13 protein-coding genes and 1 CRISPR repeat array (1 of these 14 cut by a window edge) are annotated in these 16618 nt (G+C 72.2%); of the genes, 11 read left to right on the forward strand and 2 right to left on the reverse strand.

Annotated elements, in window-relative coordinates:
• Positions 1–90: 90 nt before the first annotated feature.
• Entirely contained in the window at positions 91–1239 is a 1149-nt protein-coding gene (locus WMF31_RS33450; RefSeq protein WP_436605831.1) for a D-alanine--D-alanine ligase family protein, read from the reverse strand.
• Between the two features lie 203 nt (positions 1240–1442).
• Between WMF31_RS33450 and WMF31_RS33455 the strand changes: the two genes are divergently transcribed.
• Positions 1443–2477, forward strand: coding sequence for an AI-2E family transporter (locus WMF31_RS33455; RefSeq protein ID WP_436605832.1), 1035 nt, complete (start codon positions 1443–1445; stop codon positions 2475–2477).
• Positions 2478–2726: 249 nt separating this feature from the next.
• A complete protein-coding gene (locus WMF31_RS33460) occupies positions 2727–3701 on the forward strand; it encodes a ZIP family metal transporter (protein ID WP_436605833.1) in 975 nt (324 codons plus the stop codon).
• Positions 3702–3816: 115 nt separating this feature from the next.
• Here the strand turns inward: WMF31_RS33460 and WMF31_RS33465 are convergent, their stop codons facing one another.
• Positions 3817–4389, reverse strand: a complete 573-nt coding sequence (locus tag WMF31_RS33465) for a hypothetical protein (protein WP_436605834.1) — start codon at positions 4387–4389, stop codon at positions 3817–3819.
• A 785-nt stretch (positions 4390–5174) separates the two neighbouring features.
• Between WMF31_RS33465 and WMF31_RS33470 the strand changes: the two genes are divergently transcribed.
• The 9 genes from WMF31_RS33470 (at position 5175) to cas2e (ending at position 14357) form a co-directional block, all read left to right on the forward strand.
• Positions 5175–6599, forward strand: coding sequence for a CRISPR-associated endonuclease Cas3'' (locus WMF31_RS33470; protein WP_436605835.1), 1425 nt, complete (start codon positions 5175–5177; stop codon positions 6597–6599).
• Positions 6515–8008: a CRISPR-associated helicase Cas3' gene (gene cas3, locus WMF31_RS33475; RefSeq protein ID WP_436606629.1), complete on the forward strand. Its 1494-nt coding sequence runs from the start codon at positions 6515–6517 to the stop codon at positions 8006–8008. The genes WMF31_RS33470 and cas3 overlap by 85 nt, the downstream gene beginning before the upstream one ends.
• Positions 8005–9606: a type I-E CRISPR-associated protein Cse1/CasA gene (casA, locus tag WMF31_RS33480; RefSeq protein WP_436605836.1), complete on the forward strand. Its 1602-nt coding sequence runs from the start codon at positions 8005–8007 to the stop codon at positions 9604–9606. The genes cas3 and casA overlap by 4 nt, the downstream gene beginning before the upstream one ends.
• Positions 9603–10169: a type I-E CRISPR-associated protein Cse2/CasB gene (casB, locus tag WMF31_RS33485; RefSeq protein ID WP_436605837.1), complete on the forward strand. Its 567-nt coding sequence runs from the start codon at positions 9603–9605 to the stop codon at positions 10167–10169. The genes casA and casB overlap by 4 nt, the downstream gene beginning before the upstream one ends.
• Entirely contained in the window at positions 10166–11413 is a 1248-nt protein-coding gene (gene cas7e / locus WMF31_RS33490; protein WP_436605838.1) for a type I-E CRISPR-associated protein Cas7/Cse4/CasC, read from the forward strand. The genes casB and cas7e overlap by 4 nt, the downstream gene beginning before the upstream one ends.
• Positions 11410–12150: a type I-E CRISPR-associated protein Cas5/CasD gene (cas5e, locus tag WMF31_RS33495; protein WP_436605839.1), complete on the forward strand. Its 741-nt coding sequence runs from the start codon at positions 11410–11412 to the stop codon at positions 12148–12150. The genes cas7e and cas5e overlap by 4 nt, the downstream gene beginning before the upstream one ends.
• Positions 12151–12161: 11 nt before the next feature.
• Positions 12162–12902 (forward strand): type I-E CRISPR-associated protein Cas6/Cse3/CasE, encoded by a 741-nt coding sequence (gene cas6e / locus WMF31_RS33500; RefSeq protein ID WP_436605840.1) that lies wholly within the window; start codon positions 12162–12164, stop codon positions 12900–12902.
• A 163-nt stretch (positions 12903–13065) separates the two neighbouring features.
• Positions 13066–14088, forward strand: a complete 1023-nt coding sequence (cas1e, locus tag WMF31_RS33505; protein ID WP_436605841.1) for a type I-E CRISPR-associated endonuclease Cas1e — start codon at positions 13066–13068, stop codon at positions 14086–14088.
• A 2-nt stretch (positions 14089–14090) separates the two neighbouring features.
• On the forward strand, positions 14091–14357 hold the full coding sequence (gene cas2e / locus WMF31_RS33510) for a type I-E CRISPR-associated endoribonuclease Cas2e (protein WP_436605842.1): 267 nt from the start codon (positions 14091–14093) through the stop codon (positions 14355–14357).
• A 19-nt stretch (positions 14358–14376) separates the two neighbouring features.
• A CRISPR array of direct repeats spans positions 14377–16618; the repeat unit is 29 nt; unit sequence GTCGTCCCCGCGCACGCGGGGGTGAACCG; it runs 4740 nt beyond the window's last position.

A 16618-nucleotide genomic window follows, 5' to 3' on the forward strand; every position in this document is an offset into this window, starting at 1 on the left:
GGCCCCACCGCTGTGCGGGCGAGCCAAGCGTCACGATCGTCCGCCTGCTCATCGCAATCTGCGGAGATTTTGCGACGTGCGGCTGTAGTACTAGGCGCTCGTCCTGAGGCGGGCCTTCCTCTCGCTCCGCTCGAGCGCGAGCGTGATCAGGCGATGGACCAGCGCGCGCGGCGGGATGCCGCTCGCCTCCCAGAGCTTCGGGTACATCGAGATCGCCGTGAAGCCGGGCAGGGTGTTGATCTCGTTCACGTAGAGCCTGCGATCCGGCGAGAGGAACAGGTCGACGCGCGAGAGCCCGGACGCCTCGAGCGCGCGGAACGTGCGGAGCGCGAGGAGCTGGACGGCGTTCTGCTCGGCCGGGGTGAGGTCGGCCGGGATCCGGATCGTGGCGCCCTCCGCGTCGATGTACTTCGCGGCATACGAGTAGAAGCCGTCGGCGTGGCCGACCACGATCTCGCCGGGCTGGGAGGCGATGGGGTCGTCGTCGCCGAGCACCGCGCACTCGATCTCGCGCACGCCCTCGATGCCCTGCTCGCACACGATCTTCAGGTCGAACGCGAAGGCATGCTCGACGGCCGCCTCGAGCTCCTCGCGCGCGGTCACGCGCCGGACGCCGACGGACGACCCGAGGTTCGCGGGCTTGACGAAGATCGGCCCGAAGCGGCCGCCCCCGGCGGCCGACAGCGCGGCGATCTGCTCGAGGCACGCGCCGCGGTCGCGGTCCCACGCGGCCCGGCGGACCGTGACGTGCGGGACGATGGGGATCTCCGCCTCGCGGAGCAGCCGCTTCATGACGTCCTTGTCCATCCCGACCGCGGAGCCGAGCACGCCCGAGCCGACGTACGGGACGCCGGCGAGCTCGAGGAGGCCCTGGACGCACCCGTCCTCGCCCATGGGCCCGTGCAGCACGGGGAAGACGACATCGATCGTGGACCGCGCGCCGCCGCCGGGCGCGGCCAGCGTGGCCTCGCCGGCGGCGCCGGGGTGGGCGTCGAGGGCGACCTCGGGCATGGCCTCGTTCAGGCGGGCGAGGCGGGGATCGCGCGCGGCGGGGCCGAGGAGGAGCGCCTCTTCCTGGAGCAGCCAGCGGCCGGACTTGTCGATGCCGACGAGCACCGGCTCGTAGCGGTCGCGGTCGAGCGCCTCGACGACGAAGCGCGCGGAGAGGAGAGAGATCTCGTGCTCGGCCGAGCGTCCGCCGAACAGCACGGCGACGCGCACCTTCCCTGGGGTTCGCATGGGCGGCACGCTACCGTGATCGCGCCAGCGAGCGAAGGCGGACGAGAGGCGAGCCTCCTCGCCGGGATCGGGCGGCGCGCGGCGGGGTCACCCCCATCACCCACTCCATCGCGCGACGCGCCTTCCAGCACCGCGCATCGCGAGCGCGTGCAGCGCGCACCCCGGCACGGAAAGTGCGATCCGCGTGCGTCGCGAGGTGCGTGATGAGCGAGGAGGGCAGGACGAACGGTCAGACCGATCTGCGCCGCACCGCGGCTCAGCTCGGTCTGGCCGTGGTGTTCGTCGCCGTCACGGCCGCTGTCGCGCTCACGGCGAGGCTCTGGCCGCTCCTGTTCGGCGCCGTCCTGCTCGCGGTCCTCCTGCGCGCGTGCAGCGACTGGCTGGCCAGGAGGATACGTCCGCGCTCGGCCGGGCTCGCCTACGCGCTCGTCTGCGCCCTCGCCGCGGCAGCGACCGCCGCCACGCTCTGGCTGGTGGCGCCGCACGCGGCGGCTCAGATGGACGAGCTCGCGACGCGCTGGTCCGGCGTGCTCGGCGACCTGCGCGAGCGCATCCACGGCTTGCCCGGGGGCAGGCGCATGCTCTCCGATCTCAGGGACAGCGGCCTCGGCGAGCTCACGCAGAGCCTGGGCCGAGCCGCCTCGCTCTCCGCCACGACGGCCATGAGCCTGGTGGTCGTCGTGGTGATCGCGATCTACCTGGGCGCGAGCCCCGGCCTCTACCTGGGCGGGCTGATCCGCCTGATCCCGCCGCGGCATCGGCCGCGGGCGAGCGAGGTGCTGCGCGCCATGGGGCACACGCTCCGGCGATTCCTCGTGGGCCGTGTCGTCTCGATGCTCGCGGTGGGGCTGCTCACCGGCGTCGGCCTCTCGCTCATGGGCGTCCCCCTTGCGGCGATGCTCGGCATCCTCGCCGGCCTCCTGACGTTCGTGCCCTACGCTGGCCCGATCACGGCGTCGCTGCCCATCCTCGTCGTGGCGGCGGTCGAAGGTGCCATGACGCTGCTGATGGCCGTTGGGTATTACACGCTCGTGCAGTGCATCGAGGGATTCCTCATCACGCCGATGGTGCAGCGCAAGGCCGTGCAGCTCCCTCCCGCGGTCACGCTGGCGGCGCAGATCTTCATGGGCATCCTGTTCGGCGTCGCGGGCGTCGTCATCTCGACGCCGTTCGCCGCCGCCGCGCTCGTCTTCGTGCGCAGGGTGTATGTGCACGACGTGCTGGGCGACCGGTCGTGAGCGCGGGTCGCGTCACGCCGCCGCGAGCGCGACCCGCGCGCGAGGCCCCGGCGCCGGGCCCCGCGTCAGTGACGGGCCTCAGGAGCGGCAGGCTCGCTCGTCGCCTGAACGCCCAGGCTGCGCATCTCCTTGCCGCAGCAGATGTCCGAGTGGGCCTTCGGTTCCCGCTCGGGACAGGGGCACGCCTTCACGAACACGATCTCCGCGCCACACTCGTCGCAACGAAGCCGCTCTCCAGCCGGATGGGGCATGGTCGATCTCCTCTGTCTGCTCACCGGAGGTGGGGACGGCGCAGGGGTGATGCAAGCGTGGTGCCCGGGCCACCTGCCGCCGCTGGTCGAGCGGTGCTCACCTCGAGGACCAGTATTTCCCGGTCTCCGCCGGGCTCTCGCCGCGCTGTGGCCCGCGGACACCGGCCGGGCCGAGCAGAATGACGCCGGGCGAAGCGGCCCGGCGGCGACCCGATCGACGGCGGTCTGCACCATGACGACCTTTCTCTGGATCCTGCTCGGCGGAGCCCTGATGAGCGCGATCGCGCTCGTCGGCAGCGTGACCCTGGTCCTGCGCGAGTCGACGCTCGAGAAGCTGCTGCTGCCGCTCGTGTCCTTCGCGGCCGGCTCCCTCATCGGAGGCGCCCTGTTCCACATGATCCCGGCATCGCTCGCCAGCATGCCGGTGATGACCGCCTTGTGCTGGGTCGCGCTGGGGTTCTTGATCTTCTTCGCGCTCGAGCAGTTCCTTCACTGGCACCATGGCCACCGCGCCTTCGCCGAATGCAAGAGGCCCCTCACCTACCTCATTTTGATCGGAGACGGACTCCATAACTTCCTCGGGGGGCTGTCGATCGCGGGCGTGTTCCTCCTGGACGTCCGCCTCGGGATTGCGGCCTGGTTCGCCGCCGCCGCGCACGAGATCCCCCAGGAGCTCGGCGACTTCGGCGTGCTCGTTCACGGGGGATGGAAGAAGCGGACCGCGCTCGCGTTCAACCTGCTGTCCGGGCTGGCCTTCCTCGTCGGCGGCCTGGTCGCGTACGCCGCCTCGCGGCAAATCGACGTGCGCTGGCTGGTCCCGCTCTCGGCGGGCAACTTCCTCTATATCGGCGCGTCGGACCTGGTACCCGAGGTGAACAAGGCGCGCTCGTTCCGGGCGAGCCTGCTGCACTTCGTGGTGTTCGCCGCGGGGCTCGGGCTGCTCTTCGCGATCGCGATCGCCGGGGGGCACTGAGCTGCATGTCGCGCCCGGGGCGCGGGCGCGGCCGAGGGCGACGCTCTCCCGAGAAGACGCGCGCTGCGTGGAGGGCGCGGGGTCGGCGGGGCGCGGGGTCGGCGGGGCGCGGGGTCTACGCCTCAGCCGCGGCCGGGGCTGGCTTGCTCCGCTTCGCGCTCGCGGCGACGGCATTCTTTCGCATGAAATCGATCACCGGCGCCAGGACATCCATGATCCTCCGATCCGTCTGCGCGTGCGCCTTGGCGATGCGGTAGGCGGCATAGAGGCTCTCGCGGAACTTCGCCGCGGTGTAGAGCGTCGAGTCGCCGAGCTCTCCGCCGACCGACGAGAGGCGCTCCGCGACCTTGCTGAAGAGCAGGTGCTTCTCGATCCGGTCCCGGAGCAGCGCGGTCTCGAAGCGGTTCGGGTCCATCCCTTCGTCCTGATCCGCCAGCGACTCGAACAGGGCGGGCCTCATGTCCACCACGTCGAGCACCTTGCTCAGCATCTCGTGTTCGCCGTCGCGCAGCCGCGGCGCGGTCTTTCGCTGCTCCTTGGTCAACGTCACGAGCCCCGGAAAGAGGCTATCGAGCCCCTCGACGAACTCGTCGGCCAGGGCCCTGGCCTTCTCGGCCCGCGACCGGAACTCCTCGATCGGCATGTCTTCCCACGTGGTCCAGCCTGAACCCTTCTTTCTCGATACCATTGATTCCTCCCTCCCATGATGGGGACAAGCAGACCGGATTAGCGGCGCCATTTGCTGATCGCAAGTCGACAATGCGGCGGAGCACGATTTCGACGAGCACGAGCAAGCGGAGCACGGGTATGCCGCTGGATCGCAATCGCGACGTCGCCGTGGATCCCGGGCACGGCCGCGATCCCGGGCCGAACGGGGCCGCTGACAGCTCCACCGGTGCCCCGAACCGCTCCGCGGGCGCCCGAACCGCTCCGCGGGCGCCCCGAACCGCTCCACGGGCGCCCCGAACCGCTCCGCGGGTGCCCCGAACCGCTCCGCGGGTGCCCCGAACCGCTCCGCGGGTGCCCCGAACCGCTCCGCGGGTGCCCCGAACCGCTCCGCGGGTGCCCCGAACCGCTCCGCGGGTGCCCCGAACCGCTCCGCGGGCGCCCCGAACCGCTCCGCGGGCGCCCCGAACCGCTCCACGGGCGCCAGAACCGCTCCACGGTCGCCAGAACCGCTCCACGGTCGCCCTTTTCGCCTCGCCCCCCGCCCCCCCACCTCGGATCGGCAAGCCCCCGTCGACCTGGATGCCCCCCCCGAGCTCCCTGGATGCGCGGGGCAACGCCCTCCAAGAGAACCGAGCGGAAGGAGCTCTCCTCACGTCCTCCATCTGGGATGTGGGGCGGTCCGACATACTTCGTATTGATGGCGACGCCAAGACCCGCTCACATGCGAGAGCGAGCGCTCACGAGCGCGGCGCATCCCCAGCACGGCACCAGGAGCACAACCTGCGCGCCACCTCGAGAAATCCCGTGACCGACAGCCCTTCATGCTCCGCGCCCGCATCGCCCTCCTCGCTCGACACGCGCGTCTGGCAGCTCTGGGGGAAGGCCGATCCGGCCCGCGCCCGCGAGGGCGGGCCCGACTGGCACCCGCTCCTCTGCCACGTGCTCGACGTCGTCGCGTGCGCTGAGCGACTGCTCCTCCACGTACGCCCCGACCGGCTCGACGCGCTGGCGGCAAGCCTGACGCTGCCGCGCGACGCGGCGCTGCCATGGATCCTCTTCTTCGTGGCGCTTCACGACCTCGGCAAGGCAACGCCGCCGTTCCAGAAGAAGGTGCCGAGCCGCACCGCGGCGCTCCAGGACATGAAGCTCGACTTCCCCGCCCGCGACGAGCCGCACGGGACGCTCTCCGCCGTGCTGGTCCGCCGAGCGCTCACCGATCGCGGCGTGCCCAAGGGCCTCGCGCGCTGGATCGCGCGGGCGGTTGGAGCACACCACGGCGAGTTCACGCCGCTCGAGGCGTTGAATCGGCTCGGGCTACCCACAGGCGTCCTGCCCTCAGGCTATGCGGGCAACGCTCCGCTCTGGGATCTGCTCCGCGCCCAGCTGGTCCAGGCCCTCGAAGCGGCCTGTGGGCTCGACCCGTCCACGCCCCGCCCTGCCCTCCCCTCCGACCTCACCGCGCGACACGCCTTCGTTGCCGACCTGGCCGGGCTGACGACGGTCGCCGACTGGCTCGGCTCCAACGCCGAAGTGTTCACGTACGTCGAGCCGCCCGCATCACCCGCCGACTACCGCACGCTCGCGCGCAAACGTGCCGCCTGCGCGGTCGACGGCGCAGGGTGGCGCCGCCCGCCGCAACCGCCCGCGCGCACATTTCGCGATCTCTTCGACAAGGCCCCCTGGCCGCTCCACGAGGCGGTCGAAGCGCTCCTTCCATCGCTCGACGGGCCGTCGCTCGTGCTCGTCGAGGCCCCGATGGGCGAGGGCAAGACGGAGGCAGCGCTCACGATCTTCGACAACCTCGCAGCCCGCGGAGCGACCGGCCTCTACTTCGCGCTGCCGACCCAGGCCACGAGCAACCAGATCTTCGGCCGCGTCGAGCGCTTCGTGCGCGCCGCATTCCCCGGCGAGGCGCACGGCCTGCACCTCGTGCACGGCGACGCCGGGCTCTCCGAGCGCTACGACGCGCTCAAGGAGCGCGCGTTCGCGATGCGCTCCGTCGACGGCGTCGCGCGCGGGGACGGCGGCCCCGTCGCCGATGCGTGGTTCACCCGCAGCAAGCGGGCGCTCCTCGCCCCGCTCGCGGTGGGCACCGTCGACCAGGCGCTGCTCGGGTCCTCGGTGTTCGCCACGGCTTCCTTCGCCTGCACGGCCTCGCCGGCAAGGTCGTCGTCGTCGACGAGGTCCACGCGTACGACACGTACACCTCGGAGCTCCTCGACCGGCTGATCTCGTGGCTCCATGCGCTCGGCGCGACCGTCGTCCTCCTCTCGGCGACGCTCCCTGCGGCGCGGCGGGACGCGCTGGTCCGCGCCGTCGGCGCGACGCCGCCCGCCGCCGCGACCTACCCGCGCCTCACGGTCGCCAGCGCGGGCACCGCCTCCAGCACCTCGTTTCCGGCCCGCCGCCCGCCGGTCTCTGTCTCCCTGGTCTGGCAGCCCGCTGCGACGCTCCCCGAGCGCCTCGTCGAAGCGCTCGCCGAGGGAGGGTGCGCCGTCTGGATCGTGAACACCGTCCGCCGTGCGCAGCAGACGTACCTCGCGCTCCGCGCCCTCCGCGACCGCGGCGTGCTCCCCGCGGACCTCGACCTCGGCCTGCTGCACGCGCGCTTTCCCTTCGACGCCCGCGCCACGCGCGAGCAGGCCGCCGAGGCGTCCTTCGGTCCCGGCGAGGAAAAGCGCCCGCGCGCTGCGATCCTCGTCGGCACGCAAGTCCTCGAGCAGAGCCTCGATCTCGACTTCGACCTCATGATCACCGAGCTCGCGCCCGTCGACCTCGTGCTGCAGCGGGCCGGCCGCCTGCACCGGCACACCCGGGAGAAGCAGCGCCCAACGGCCCTGCAACGCCCGGCGCTGTGGCTCGTCCGCCCCGAAGGCGACGAGCGCCCCGAGGGGCCGACCTTCGGGCCGAGCGCCTTCGTCTATGCGGAGTCGATCCTCCTGCGGAGCTGGCTCGCGCTGCGCGACCGCACGGAGGTCGTGCTGCCCACCGACATCGAGCCGCTGATCGAGTCGGTCTACGGGGGCAGCTCGCCGCGGGCAGGGGTCGGAGCTCCGCCTTCGCAGACGCCTCCACCGGCCTCGGCCGAGCTCGCCGCGCGGCTCGCCTCGCTCGATGGCAAGCGCGCGGAGCAGGAGCGCGCCGAGGGCAACCAGGCGCAAGCGCTCGAGCTGCCGCCACCGAGCTCGGATGATCCGTTCGACCCGCGTGCGCGCGTCGTCGAGGACGAGGACCCGTCGATCCATCGCGCTCTCCGCGCCAGGACGCGGCTCGGCGATCCCACGGTGGAGGTCGTTCCGGTCACCGAGCGCGGCGGCCGCCTCGTCCTGACCGGCGCCCCGGAGATCGCGCTCGACGTCGACGCGAGGGAGCCCCCTCCCCGGCGCGTCGTCCTGGCCGCCGCCCGGCAGTCCGTGGGCATCAGCCACCGCGGCGTGGTCGCCGCCCTCCTCCGCGAGCCTGTCCCCCCGAGCTTCGCGGCGAGCGGGCATCTTCGCTTCCACCGCGTCCTCCGCCTCGACGACGCCGGTCGCACCTCCATCGCAGGCGTCCCGCTCGCCCTCGATCCCGACCTCGGCCTCGTGGTCGGCGCGCTCGACGACACGGATGACGCCCTTCCTCAGGAGATACACGCATGAGCCAGCCGAAACGCCCCCGCTTCGACCTCAGCCGAGAGCCCTGGATCCCCTGCGAGACGCTCGCCGGCGAGCGCCTCGAGCTCGGGTTCGAGGACGTCCTCCTGCGCGCCCACGAGCTCGCGGGCGTCCACGACGAGTCGCCGCTCGCGACCGCCGTGCTCCACCGGCTGCTGCTCGCGATCCTGCACCGCGTGGTCGACGGGCCGCGCTCGCGCGCCGCCTGGGAGGCGCTCTGGAGCCAGCCCAGGTTCGACGAGGGCCGGACGCGGGCGTATTTCGAGCGCTGGCGCCGCCGGTTCGACCTCTTCGACCCCGAGCGGCCGTTCCTGCAGGTGCCGCGGCTCGCGGAGGTGCTCTTCGCCGAGCGGCAGGGCAAGCAGGCGGAGCTCACCCCGGCGCGGCGGCTGGCGCTCGAGCGGTCCGGCTACTCCGGCGCGGTCCATCTGCTCGATCACGGCGGGGACGACGCAGGATTGACGCCGGCCGAGGCCGCCCGCGCGATGCTCGGGTTCCAGGGGTTCGGTCCCGGCGGCCGCATCCTGAACGACTCCGGATACCCCAAAGGATGCCCGCTCCGCCCGGGTGCGGTCGCGCTCGCACGAGGAGCGACACTCCACCGCACGCTGCTGCTCAACCTCCTTATTCTGGAGCGGGCCCAGCCGGTTCCGGGCGCCGGCGGCGCGGACGACCTGCCCGCGTGGGAGCAGGACACGGCGGCGACGCGAACGAAGCGCGCCGTGCGGGGGTGGCTCGATGCCCTCACCTGGCAGGCGCGGCGCGTGGAGCTGCTCCCGCGCCTCACGGAGCACGGGCTCGTCGTCCGCGAGGTAGTGACCGGCGCCGGGGTCGAGCCCGAGGGGGACTGGATCGAGCCGATGCACGCGCTCCAGGTCCGCGACGAGAAGCGAGGCCCGGAGGCGGTCCGGTTCGATCCGGACCGGAGCCTGTGGCGCGACGCGACCGCGCTCTTCCAGGCGTCCGGCGCGGCCAAGGCGCACCGGCGCCCCCAGGTCTGCTCCCAGATGGCGCGGCTCGTGGCGGATGACGTCCTCCAGGGCGCGGACGCGCTCGCGCTCGACCTGTACGGCCTCTCGAGCAGTCAGGCCGCGATCGAGCTCTGGCGCGCCGAGCGCATGCCGCTGCCGCTCCGCCTGCTCACCGACGCGGAGCGCCTGGACGTGCTCCGCCAGTCCCTCCAGGCGGCCGAAACCGTCTTCAGCGCGCTCCGGGGCAGCGTCTGGGTCCTGGCCAGCACGGCGCTCGCCTCGGGCGAACGGAGCCCCGACAAGAAGGACATCGGTGCGCTCGCGGATCGCCTCGCGGCCGGACCGCGCTACTGGGCCGCGCTCGGCGCCGGGTTCGATGCGCTCGTCCGGAGCGTAGGCAACGACGAGGACACGGAAGCAGCCCTGTCCGGGTGGACGAAGAGGGCGTGTCGAGCGGCGCGGCGCGCCCTCGACGAGGCGGCGCGCCAGCTCGGTCCGAACGGCCGCGCCCTCCAGGCCCATGCGCTCGCCTCGAAGAAGCTCGCCATCGAGCTCGCCAAGCTCGCCCCCACCCCCTCCACCCCGCCGACCCAGGAAGGAGCTGCCGCATGACCGATGCCCGCAAGAGCCACGATGATCACGTCGCCGCCTTCGTCTCACGCCTGCGCGAGCTCGCGGACGACGACGATCGAGGTGCCCTCGCCGCCCTGCGCCGGAGCCTCCAGGACGCCAGCGGGATGGCGGCCGTGGCGTGCCCGTATGTCGTGCCGTTCCTGCCGCGCGCCGAAGATCTCTACCGCGATCGCGCCTTCTTCCTCATCGGCGCGCTGTTCGCGCTCCACCCCGAGCGCGGCGGCGAGGGCGTGAGCCTCGGCCACGCCTTCCGCGCGATGAATATCGACCAGGAGGGGCCCGCGGGGCGTGACCGCGACAACGAGAGCCTGCGGCGACGGTTCGTCGCGCTCCTCGACGCGGACGCCGAGGATTTACCGGAGCACCTCCGCCACGCGGTGTCGCTCGTCCGCGCCCGGCAGAAACCCCTCGACTGGGAACGCCTGCTCCGCGATGTGCTCGCGTGGCGCAGCGACACCCGCCACATCCAGCGCCGGCTGGCGCGCGAATTCTGGAACGCACCTCACGACGCCCTCGAAACCGAAGGAGAGATCTCGCGATGAAGCTCGAACTCCACATCCTGCAGAACTTCGCCCCCTCGAACCTGAACCGCGACGACACCGGCTCTCCCAAGGACTGCGAGCTCGGCGGCGTGCGTCGGGCCCGCATCTCGAGCCAGTGTTACAAGCGCGCGATCCGCGAGGCGTTCGAGCGGCACGAGCTCCTCGACGCCTCGGAGCGGGCGACGCGCACGAAGCGGCTCGTCGAGGCGATCGCGGAGCGCGTCATCGCGACGAAGAAGGTGGACGTGGAGACCGCGAAGCGCGCTGTCGTCCGCGCGCTCGGCGGCGGAGGGCTCAAGGCGGACGACGGCGACACGTGGAAGACGCAGTATCTCCTGTTCTTGCCCACGCGCGCCATCGAGCGCCTCGCCGCCCTGGTCGCCGACAACATCGAGGCCCTCGCGCAGCCTCCGGCGGAGGCCGCGGCGGAGACCCAAGGAGACAAGGCAGGGAAAGGAAAGGCGGCGAAGTCCAAGAAGCAGGAGAAGGCCGAGGCGAAGGACCAGGTGTCCGGGGAGCTGCGCCAGCAGATCGAGGCCCTGCTCGCGGACGGCTCCCGCACGCCCGAGCTCGGGCTCTTCGGGCGCATGATCGCCGACAGGCCCGACTGGAACGTCGACGCGGCGTGCCAGGTCGCACACGCGATCTCCACCCACCGCGTCTCGATGGAGTTCGACTTCTACACGGCCATCGACGATCTCAAGCGCGAGGACACGTCGGGCAGCGACATGATGGGGACGGTCCCCTTCAACTCCGCCTGCTTCTATCGCTATCTCGTCGTGGATGTCGACGACCTCACCCGCAACCTCGGCGGCGATGACGCCGCGAAGACCCAGGCGAAGAGGACGCTCGCGGCGCTGCTCCGCGCGGCGGTCCTCGCGGTCCCGAGCGGCAAGCAGAACTCGATGGCGGCGCACAACCCGCCGTCGTTCATCCTGACCGACGTGCGCGAGCGGGGGGCGCCGCGCTCGCTGGCGAACGCCTTCGTCGAGCCGGTGCGCCCCAGGAACGGCGAGCACGGCGATCTGGTCGCGCAGTCGGTGGTCAAGCTCGGCGAGCACCTCGCGGCGCTCGATGGGGTCTATGGGACAGATGGCCGGAAGGATCTGTCGTTCTGCGTGGTGGACCCAGGAGCGACGCTGGCGAAGGCGCTCCGGGACAGGGTACCTCCGGCGCAGCACCGCGCGTCGCTCGATGCGCTCATCGGGGCCGCGGTGTCGGCGGTCTTCGGAGGCGCCGCGTGAAGAGCGTTCTGCTCCGGCTCGAGGGCCCGCTCCAGTCGTGGGGGACGCAGAGCCGCTTTCCGCACCGCGACACCGAGCGCGAGCCGTCGAAGAGCGGCGTGCTCGGCCTGGTCGGCGCGGCGCTCGGCATGCCGCGCGACGACGACGCGCGCCTCGCCGCGCTCGCGGCCGCGACGATGGGTGTGCGCGTCGATCGCGAGGGCGGGACGATCGTCGATTATCACACGGCCGGCGCGGGGCGCTTCGCCGGCAAGGAACACCGCGTGTATGGCACGAACAACCCGGTCATCACGCGGCGCGCGTACCTGACCGACGCGAGCTTCCTGGTGGCCCTCGGCTACGAGGATGAGGAGCTCGCCGCCGCGATCGACGAGGCCCTCGGAGCGCCCCGGTGGCCGCTGGTCCTCGGGCGGCGGGCGTGCCCGCCGTCGCTGCCGGTCCGCGCCGGGCTCGTCCCGGGGGAGCCGGAGGCCGCCCTCCGCGCCGCCCTGTGGCCGAGCCGGTCGCGCCCCGCGGAGCCGGTGCGCCTCGTCCTGGAGTGCCCGCCGGGAGACGAGGCGGAGCCGCGGCAGGATCAGCCGCTGTCCTTTCGCCTGCACGCGCGGCACTTCGCGCGGCGCTTCGTCCGCAAGGAGTGGATCAAGCCCGACGATCTCGCGCTCCTCCCCGAGGACGCGGTGCCGACCTCCCTGGTGGCGCTGCGGCGCGAGCCGCGCCCCCTCCCCTCTGGCCTGTGAAGGAGCCTCGGATGTATCTCTCCCGAGCCTTGCTGAACCCGGTCTCGCGCGCCGTGCGCGCCGACCTCGCCGATGTCGCGAGCCTCCACCGCACGCTGATGCGTGCATTTCCCGACGACGCCGGCCCTCGTCCGCGCGAGGCGCACGGCATTCTCTTCCGGGTGGACGAGGACGCCCGGCGCGGCAGGTTCGTTCTCCTCGTTCAAAGCGCGACGCGCCCCGACTTCACGCGTTTTCCGGAGGGCTACTTCCTGGATCTCCGGGACGATTCGGGCTTCGCCGATCCGGGAGCATTCGAGAACCCGGCGGTGCGGGACGTCGACGAGGAGCGATCGCGCATCGGCGCCGGGGCGCGCTTCCGCTTCCGGCTGCGCGCCAACCCGACGCGCAGGATCGATACGAAGAGCGGCCCTGACGGCAAGCGCCGCAACGGCAGGCGGGTGGAGCTGCGGGACGATGCGTCACGGCTCGCATGGCTGCATCGCAAGGCGACGCAGAGCGGATTCGAGCTCTGCGGCGGCCGGGACGACCTCGAGGCCGCCGACGTGTGGATGCACGAGGAGCGGAAGCTCACCGGCCACAGGCCGGACGCGCGCGGCGGGCGAACGACCCTGACGCTCGCGCCGGTGCTCTTCGAAGGCCGGTTGCGGGTGACCGACGCGGACCGGTTTCGCGCCGCGCTCGTGGCCGGCATCGGATCGGGGAAGGCGTACGGCTTCGGCCTGCTGTCGATCGCTCCTGCGCCCGGCTGAGTGATTGTCGGAGGCGCACGCAGCGCGTGAGAGCGCAGTCACCGCTGAGAAAATAAGCACGGTCATCGGAAAGGGCGATACATGACGCGATGATCGCTGGGCGCGGCGAGACGTACGGTTTCTGGCTGCTACCGATTGCATAAATGACGTAGAACATCAGGTCATGAGTCGAGGGGGGAGCCTGCTCCGGGATCTGCAGCAGTTGCCGCGCTTCAGCGACGGCTGGACGTTTCTCTATACCGACAAGGTGCGCATCGAGCGGGACGACAGCGCGATCGTGCTGATCGACGCCGAGGGACAGGTGCCTGTCCCCGTCGCGGCGCTCTCGGTGCTGATGCTGGGTCCGGGGGTGTCGATCACCCACGCGGCGATGCTGGCGCTGGCCGAGGCGGGCTGTTCGGTCGTGTGGTGCGGCGAGGAGGGCACGCGGTTCTATGCGTCGGGGGTGGGCGAGACGCGGCGCGCGTCGAACCTGATGGCCCAGGCGGAGGCGTGGGCGAGCGCCAAGCGCCGGGCGGAGGTCGTCGCGCGCATGTACCGGATGCGCTTCGCGGAGCGGCTCGATCCGGCGCTGACGCTGGAGCAGATCCGGGGGATGGAGGGCGTGCGCGTGCGGGAGGCGTACGCGAAGGCGAGCCGGGAGACGGGGCTCCCCTGGAGCGGACGGGCGTACAAGCGGGGGGACTGGGGCGCGGCGGATCCGGTGAACCGGGCGCTGTCGACGGCGAACGCGTGCCTGTACGGCCTGTGCCACGCGGCGATCGTGTCGACGGGGTTCTCGCCGGCGCTCGGGTTCGTGCACACGGGCAAGATGCTGAGCTTCGTCTACGACATCGCCGACCTGTACAAGGTGGAGGTCACGGTGCCGATCGCCTTCAAGGCCGCGGCGATGGGGACGGCGTCGCTGGAGTCGAACGTGCGGCGGCTTTGCCGCGCCGCGTTCCACGAGGAGCGGCTGATCCAGCGGATCGTGCCGGACATGCAGCGGGCCCTGGGGCTGAAGGCGGACGCGACGCTGCTGGTGACGCATGCGCCCGACGACGACGCGCCCGGGGCGCTGTGGGATCCGGTGAGGGGGAATGTGCCTGGGGGGAAGAACTTCGCGGAGGTCGAGGGGGCCGAGGGGGCGGAGGGAGGGCCGGAGGCGGAGGGGACGCCGGACCCGGAAGGAGGTGTGCCATTCTGACGGTGCTGGTGGTGGAGCGGGCGTCACCGTCGCTGCGAGGGCACATCACGCGCTGGATGCTGGAGGTGCGGGCCGGGGTGTTCGTCGGGACACTCTCGGCGCGGGTGCGCGAGCTCTTGTGGCAGGCGGTCTGCGCGCGCAACGCTGGCGGAGGTTGTGTGCTGGTGTACGCGGCACAGAATGAGCAAGGGTTTGCCATGCTGACGCACGGGGACACCAGCCGCACGGTCATTGACATCGAGGGACTTACGCTGGTCCGGAAGGCGTAAGTATGCGAAAGGAGAAAGTGTCGTCCCCGCGCACGCGGGGGTGAACCGCAATACGACATCGAGGAATCTTTTCACGAGATCGTCGTCCCCGCGCACGCGGGGGTGAACCGTCGAATCCGACGACACCAAGCTCCGCCAGAAGCGTCGTCCCCGCGCACGCGGGGGTGAACCGAAGATGTATCGACCGGGACCGGTCCGACGGGTGTAGTCGTCCCCGCGCACGCGGGGGTGAACCGCCCATCATCATCGGCGGCGACGGGCTGAACGTCAGTCGTCCCCGCGCACGCGGGGGTGAACCGCAAAGCGCGGCCGAGTCATCGCCGTCCTGCCGGGTCGTCCCCGCGCACGCGGGGGTGAACCGGGATTCCGCGGTCAGCCAGCGGCCGACCTGCTCGTCGTCCCCGCGCACGCGGGGGTGAACCGGAGTGCGCGCGCCAGTTCGTGCAGATGGTGCGGGTCGTCCCCGCGCACGCGGGGGTGAACCGTAGCGAGCGACGCAGCGTCGAATGACACCCTCGTCGTCCCCGCGCACGCGGGGGTGAACCGGCGATGCTCCGAGTCGAGGGCCATCGCCTGCAGGTCGTCCCCGCGCACGCGGGGGTGAACCGAACAGCGCGCGCTCGCGGTAGATGGCGCACAGGTCGTCCCCGCGCACGCGGGGGTGAACCGGTGCCCGCGTTCCTCTACCTGCCTCCGCACCAGTCGTCCCCGCGCACGCGGGGGTGAACCGCGCGCGGCGGCACAGGCGCTCAAGACGCGCGGCGTCGTCCCCGCGCACGCGGGGGTGAACCGGCACGCGACGCCTCGCGCGCCGCTGGCGTGGTCGTCGTCCCCGCGCACGCGGGGGTGAACCGGTCGGCTGGACGGTGGGCGTCGTGGCGCTGCGTCGTCCCCGCGCACGCGGGGGTGAACCGGGCAGGGTGGCGGGAGGGACGAGCCACCCGGAGTCGTCCCCGCGCACGCGGGGGTGAACCGGACGGCGAGGATGGCCTCCTCGTCTATACCGCCGTCGTCCCCGCGCACGCGGGGGTGAACCGACGCCGTGGTGGAGGCTGGTGATGTGGCGGATGTCGTCCCCGCGCACGCGGGGGTGAACCGCGCTGGCACCGTGACGGCTGCCCGCGGGTCGACGTCGTCCCCGCGCACGCGGGGGTGAACCGTTCCTCGGCGCCGCGCTCATCCGCGTAGCCGACGTCGTCCCCGCGCACGCGGGGGTGAACCGGTCGGCAGCACGACCGTGACGGTGCAGGACGGCGTCGTCCCCGCGCACGCGGGGGTGAACCGAGGTAAAGGTACAGTTGATTTTACTAACAATGGTCGTCCCCGCGCACGCGGGGGTGAACCGCGTGGCTTGCCGGCCCGAGGCGATGAGGGCGGAGTCGTCCCCGCGCACGCGGGGGTGAACCGGCGAGATCCGGTTGCACGACACGCACGTTACCGTCGTCCCCGCGCACGCGGGGGTGAACCGACGTCGGACGTCCCGCGGACGCTCCGCGCCGTGGTCGTCCCCGCGCACGCGGGGGTGAACCGTGCGGCACGGATCCGCTTGATGCGTGCGGCATGCGTCGTCCCCGCGCACGCGGGGGTGAACCGACGTGCCCATGGCCGAGCTCTCAGAGCGGAGCGTCGTCCCCGCGCACGCGGGGGTGAACCGGCGCTCGTGCTTCGCACCTGCGATGCGAACCTCGTCGTCCCCGCGCACGCGGGGGTGAACCGTCGCTCCGCTTCGTTCTGCGCGCCTACGAGGCGTCGTCCCCGCGCACGCGGGGGTGAACCGTTGGGCGAGACGGTCGCGCGGCTCGGGGCGCTCGTCGTCCCCGCGCACGCGGGGGTGAACCATTGCTCGCCGAGCACGCAGCCCGCGCACCGCGGTCGTCCCCGCGCACGCGGGGGTGAACCGCCGTCACGCATCGGTGCCATCCACCACGATCCGTCGTCCCCGCGCACGCGGGGGTGAACCGGACTGGTACGAATACGGCGTGTCGTTCGACCGTCGTCCCCGCGCACGCGGGGGTGAACCGGTCGACGCGTTCGGCTGGCCCGACGTGCGCCGTCGTCCCCGCGCACGCGGGGGTGAACCGTACCTCAAGGAGGTCAACGACGCGCTCGTGCCGGTCGTCCCCGCGCACGCGGGGGTGAACCTGACACGGTGCGCATCACTGGGCTTCCGCACCCGTCGTCCCCGCGCACGCGGGGGTGAACCGTTCTCGGGGCTGAGCGTCCGCACGTCGCGCACGTCGTCCCCGCGCACGCGGGGGTGA

Origin of the sequence: Sorangium sp. So ce1036, assembly GCF_051369805.1 — a bacterium.
In the GTDB taxonomy this organism is placed as follows: domain Bacteria; phylum Myxococcota_A; class Polyangia; order Polyangiales; family Polyangiaceae; genus Sorangium; species Sorangium cellulosum_F.

Bases quoted from the DNA above. Each gene is read 5' to 3' on its own strand.
- WMF31_RS33465 (WP_436605834.1), bottom strand. From the start codon at position 4,389: ATGGTATCGAGAAAGAAGGGTTCAGGCTGGACCACGTGGGAAGACATG.
- WMF31_RS33460 (WP_436605833.1), top strand. From the start codon at position 2,727: ATGGTCGATCTCCTCTGTCTGCTCACCGGAGGTGGGGACGGCGCAGGG.
- cas6e (WP_436605840.1), top strand. From the start codon at position 12,162: ATGTATCTCTCCCGAGCCTTGCTGAACCCGGTCTCGCGCGCCGTGCGC.
- casA (WP_436605836.1), top strand. From the start codon at position 8,005: ATGAGCCAGCCGAAACGCCCCCGCTTCGACCTCAGCCGAGAGCCCTGG.
- cas1e (WP_436605841.1), top strand. From the start codon at position 13,066: ATGAGTCGAGGGGGGAGCCTGCTCCGGGATCTGCAGCAGTTGCCGCGC.
- WMF31_RS33450 (WP_436605831.1), bottom strand. From the start codon at position 1,239: ATGCGAACCCCAGGGAAGGTGCGCGTCGCCGTGCTGTTCGGCGGACGC.
- cas7e (WP_436605838.1), top strand. From the start codon at position 10,166: ATGAAGCTCGAACTCCACATCCTGCAGAACTTCGCCCCCTCGAACCTG.
- casB (WP_436605837.1), top strand. From the start codon at position 9,603: ATGACCGATGCCCGCAAGAGCCACGATGATCACGTCGCCGCCTTCGTC.
- WMF31_RS33455 (WP_436605832.1), top strand. From the start codon at position 1,443: ATGAGCGAGGAGGGCAGGACGAACGGTCAGACCGATCTGCGCCGCACC.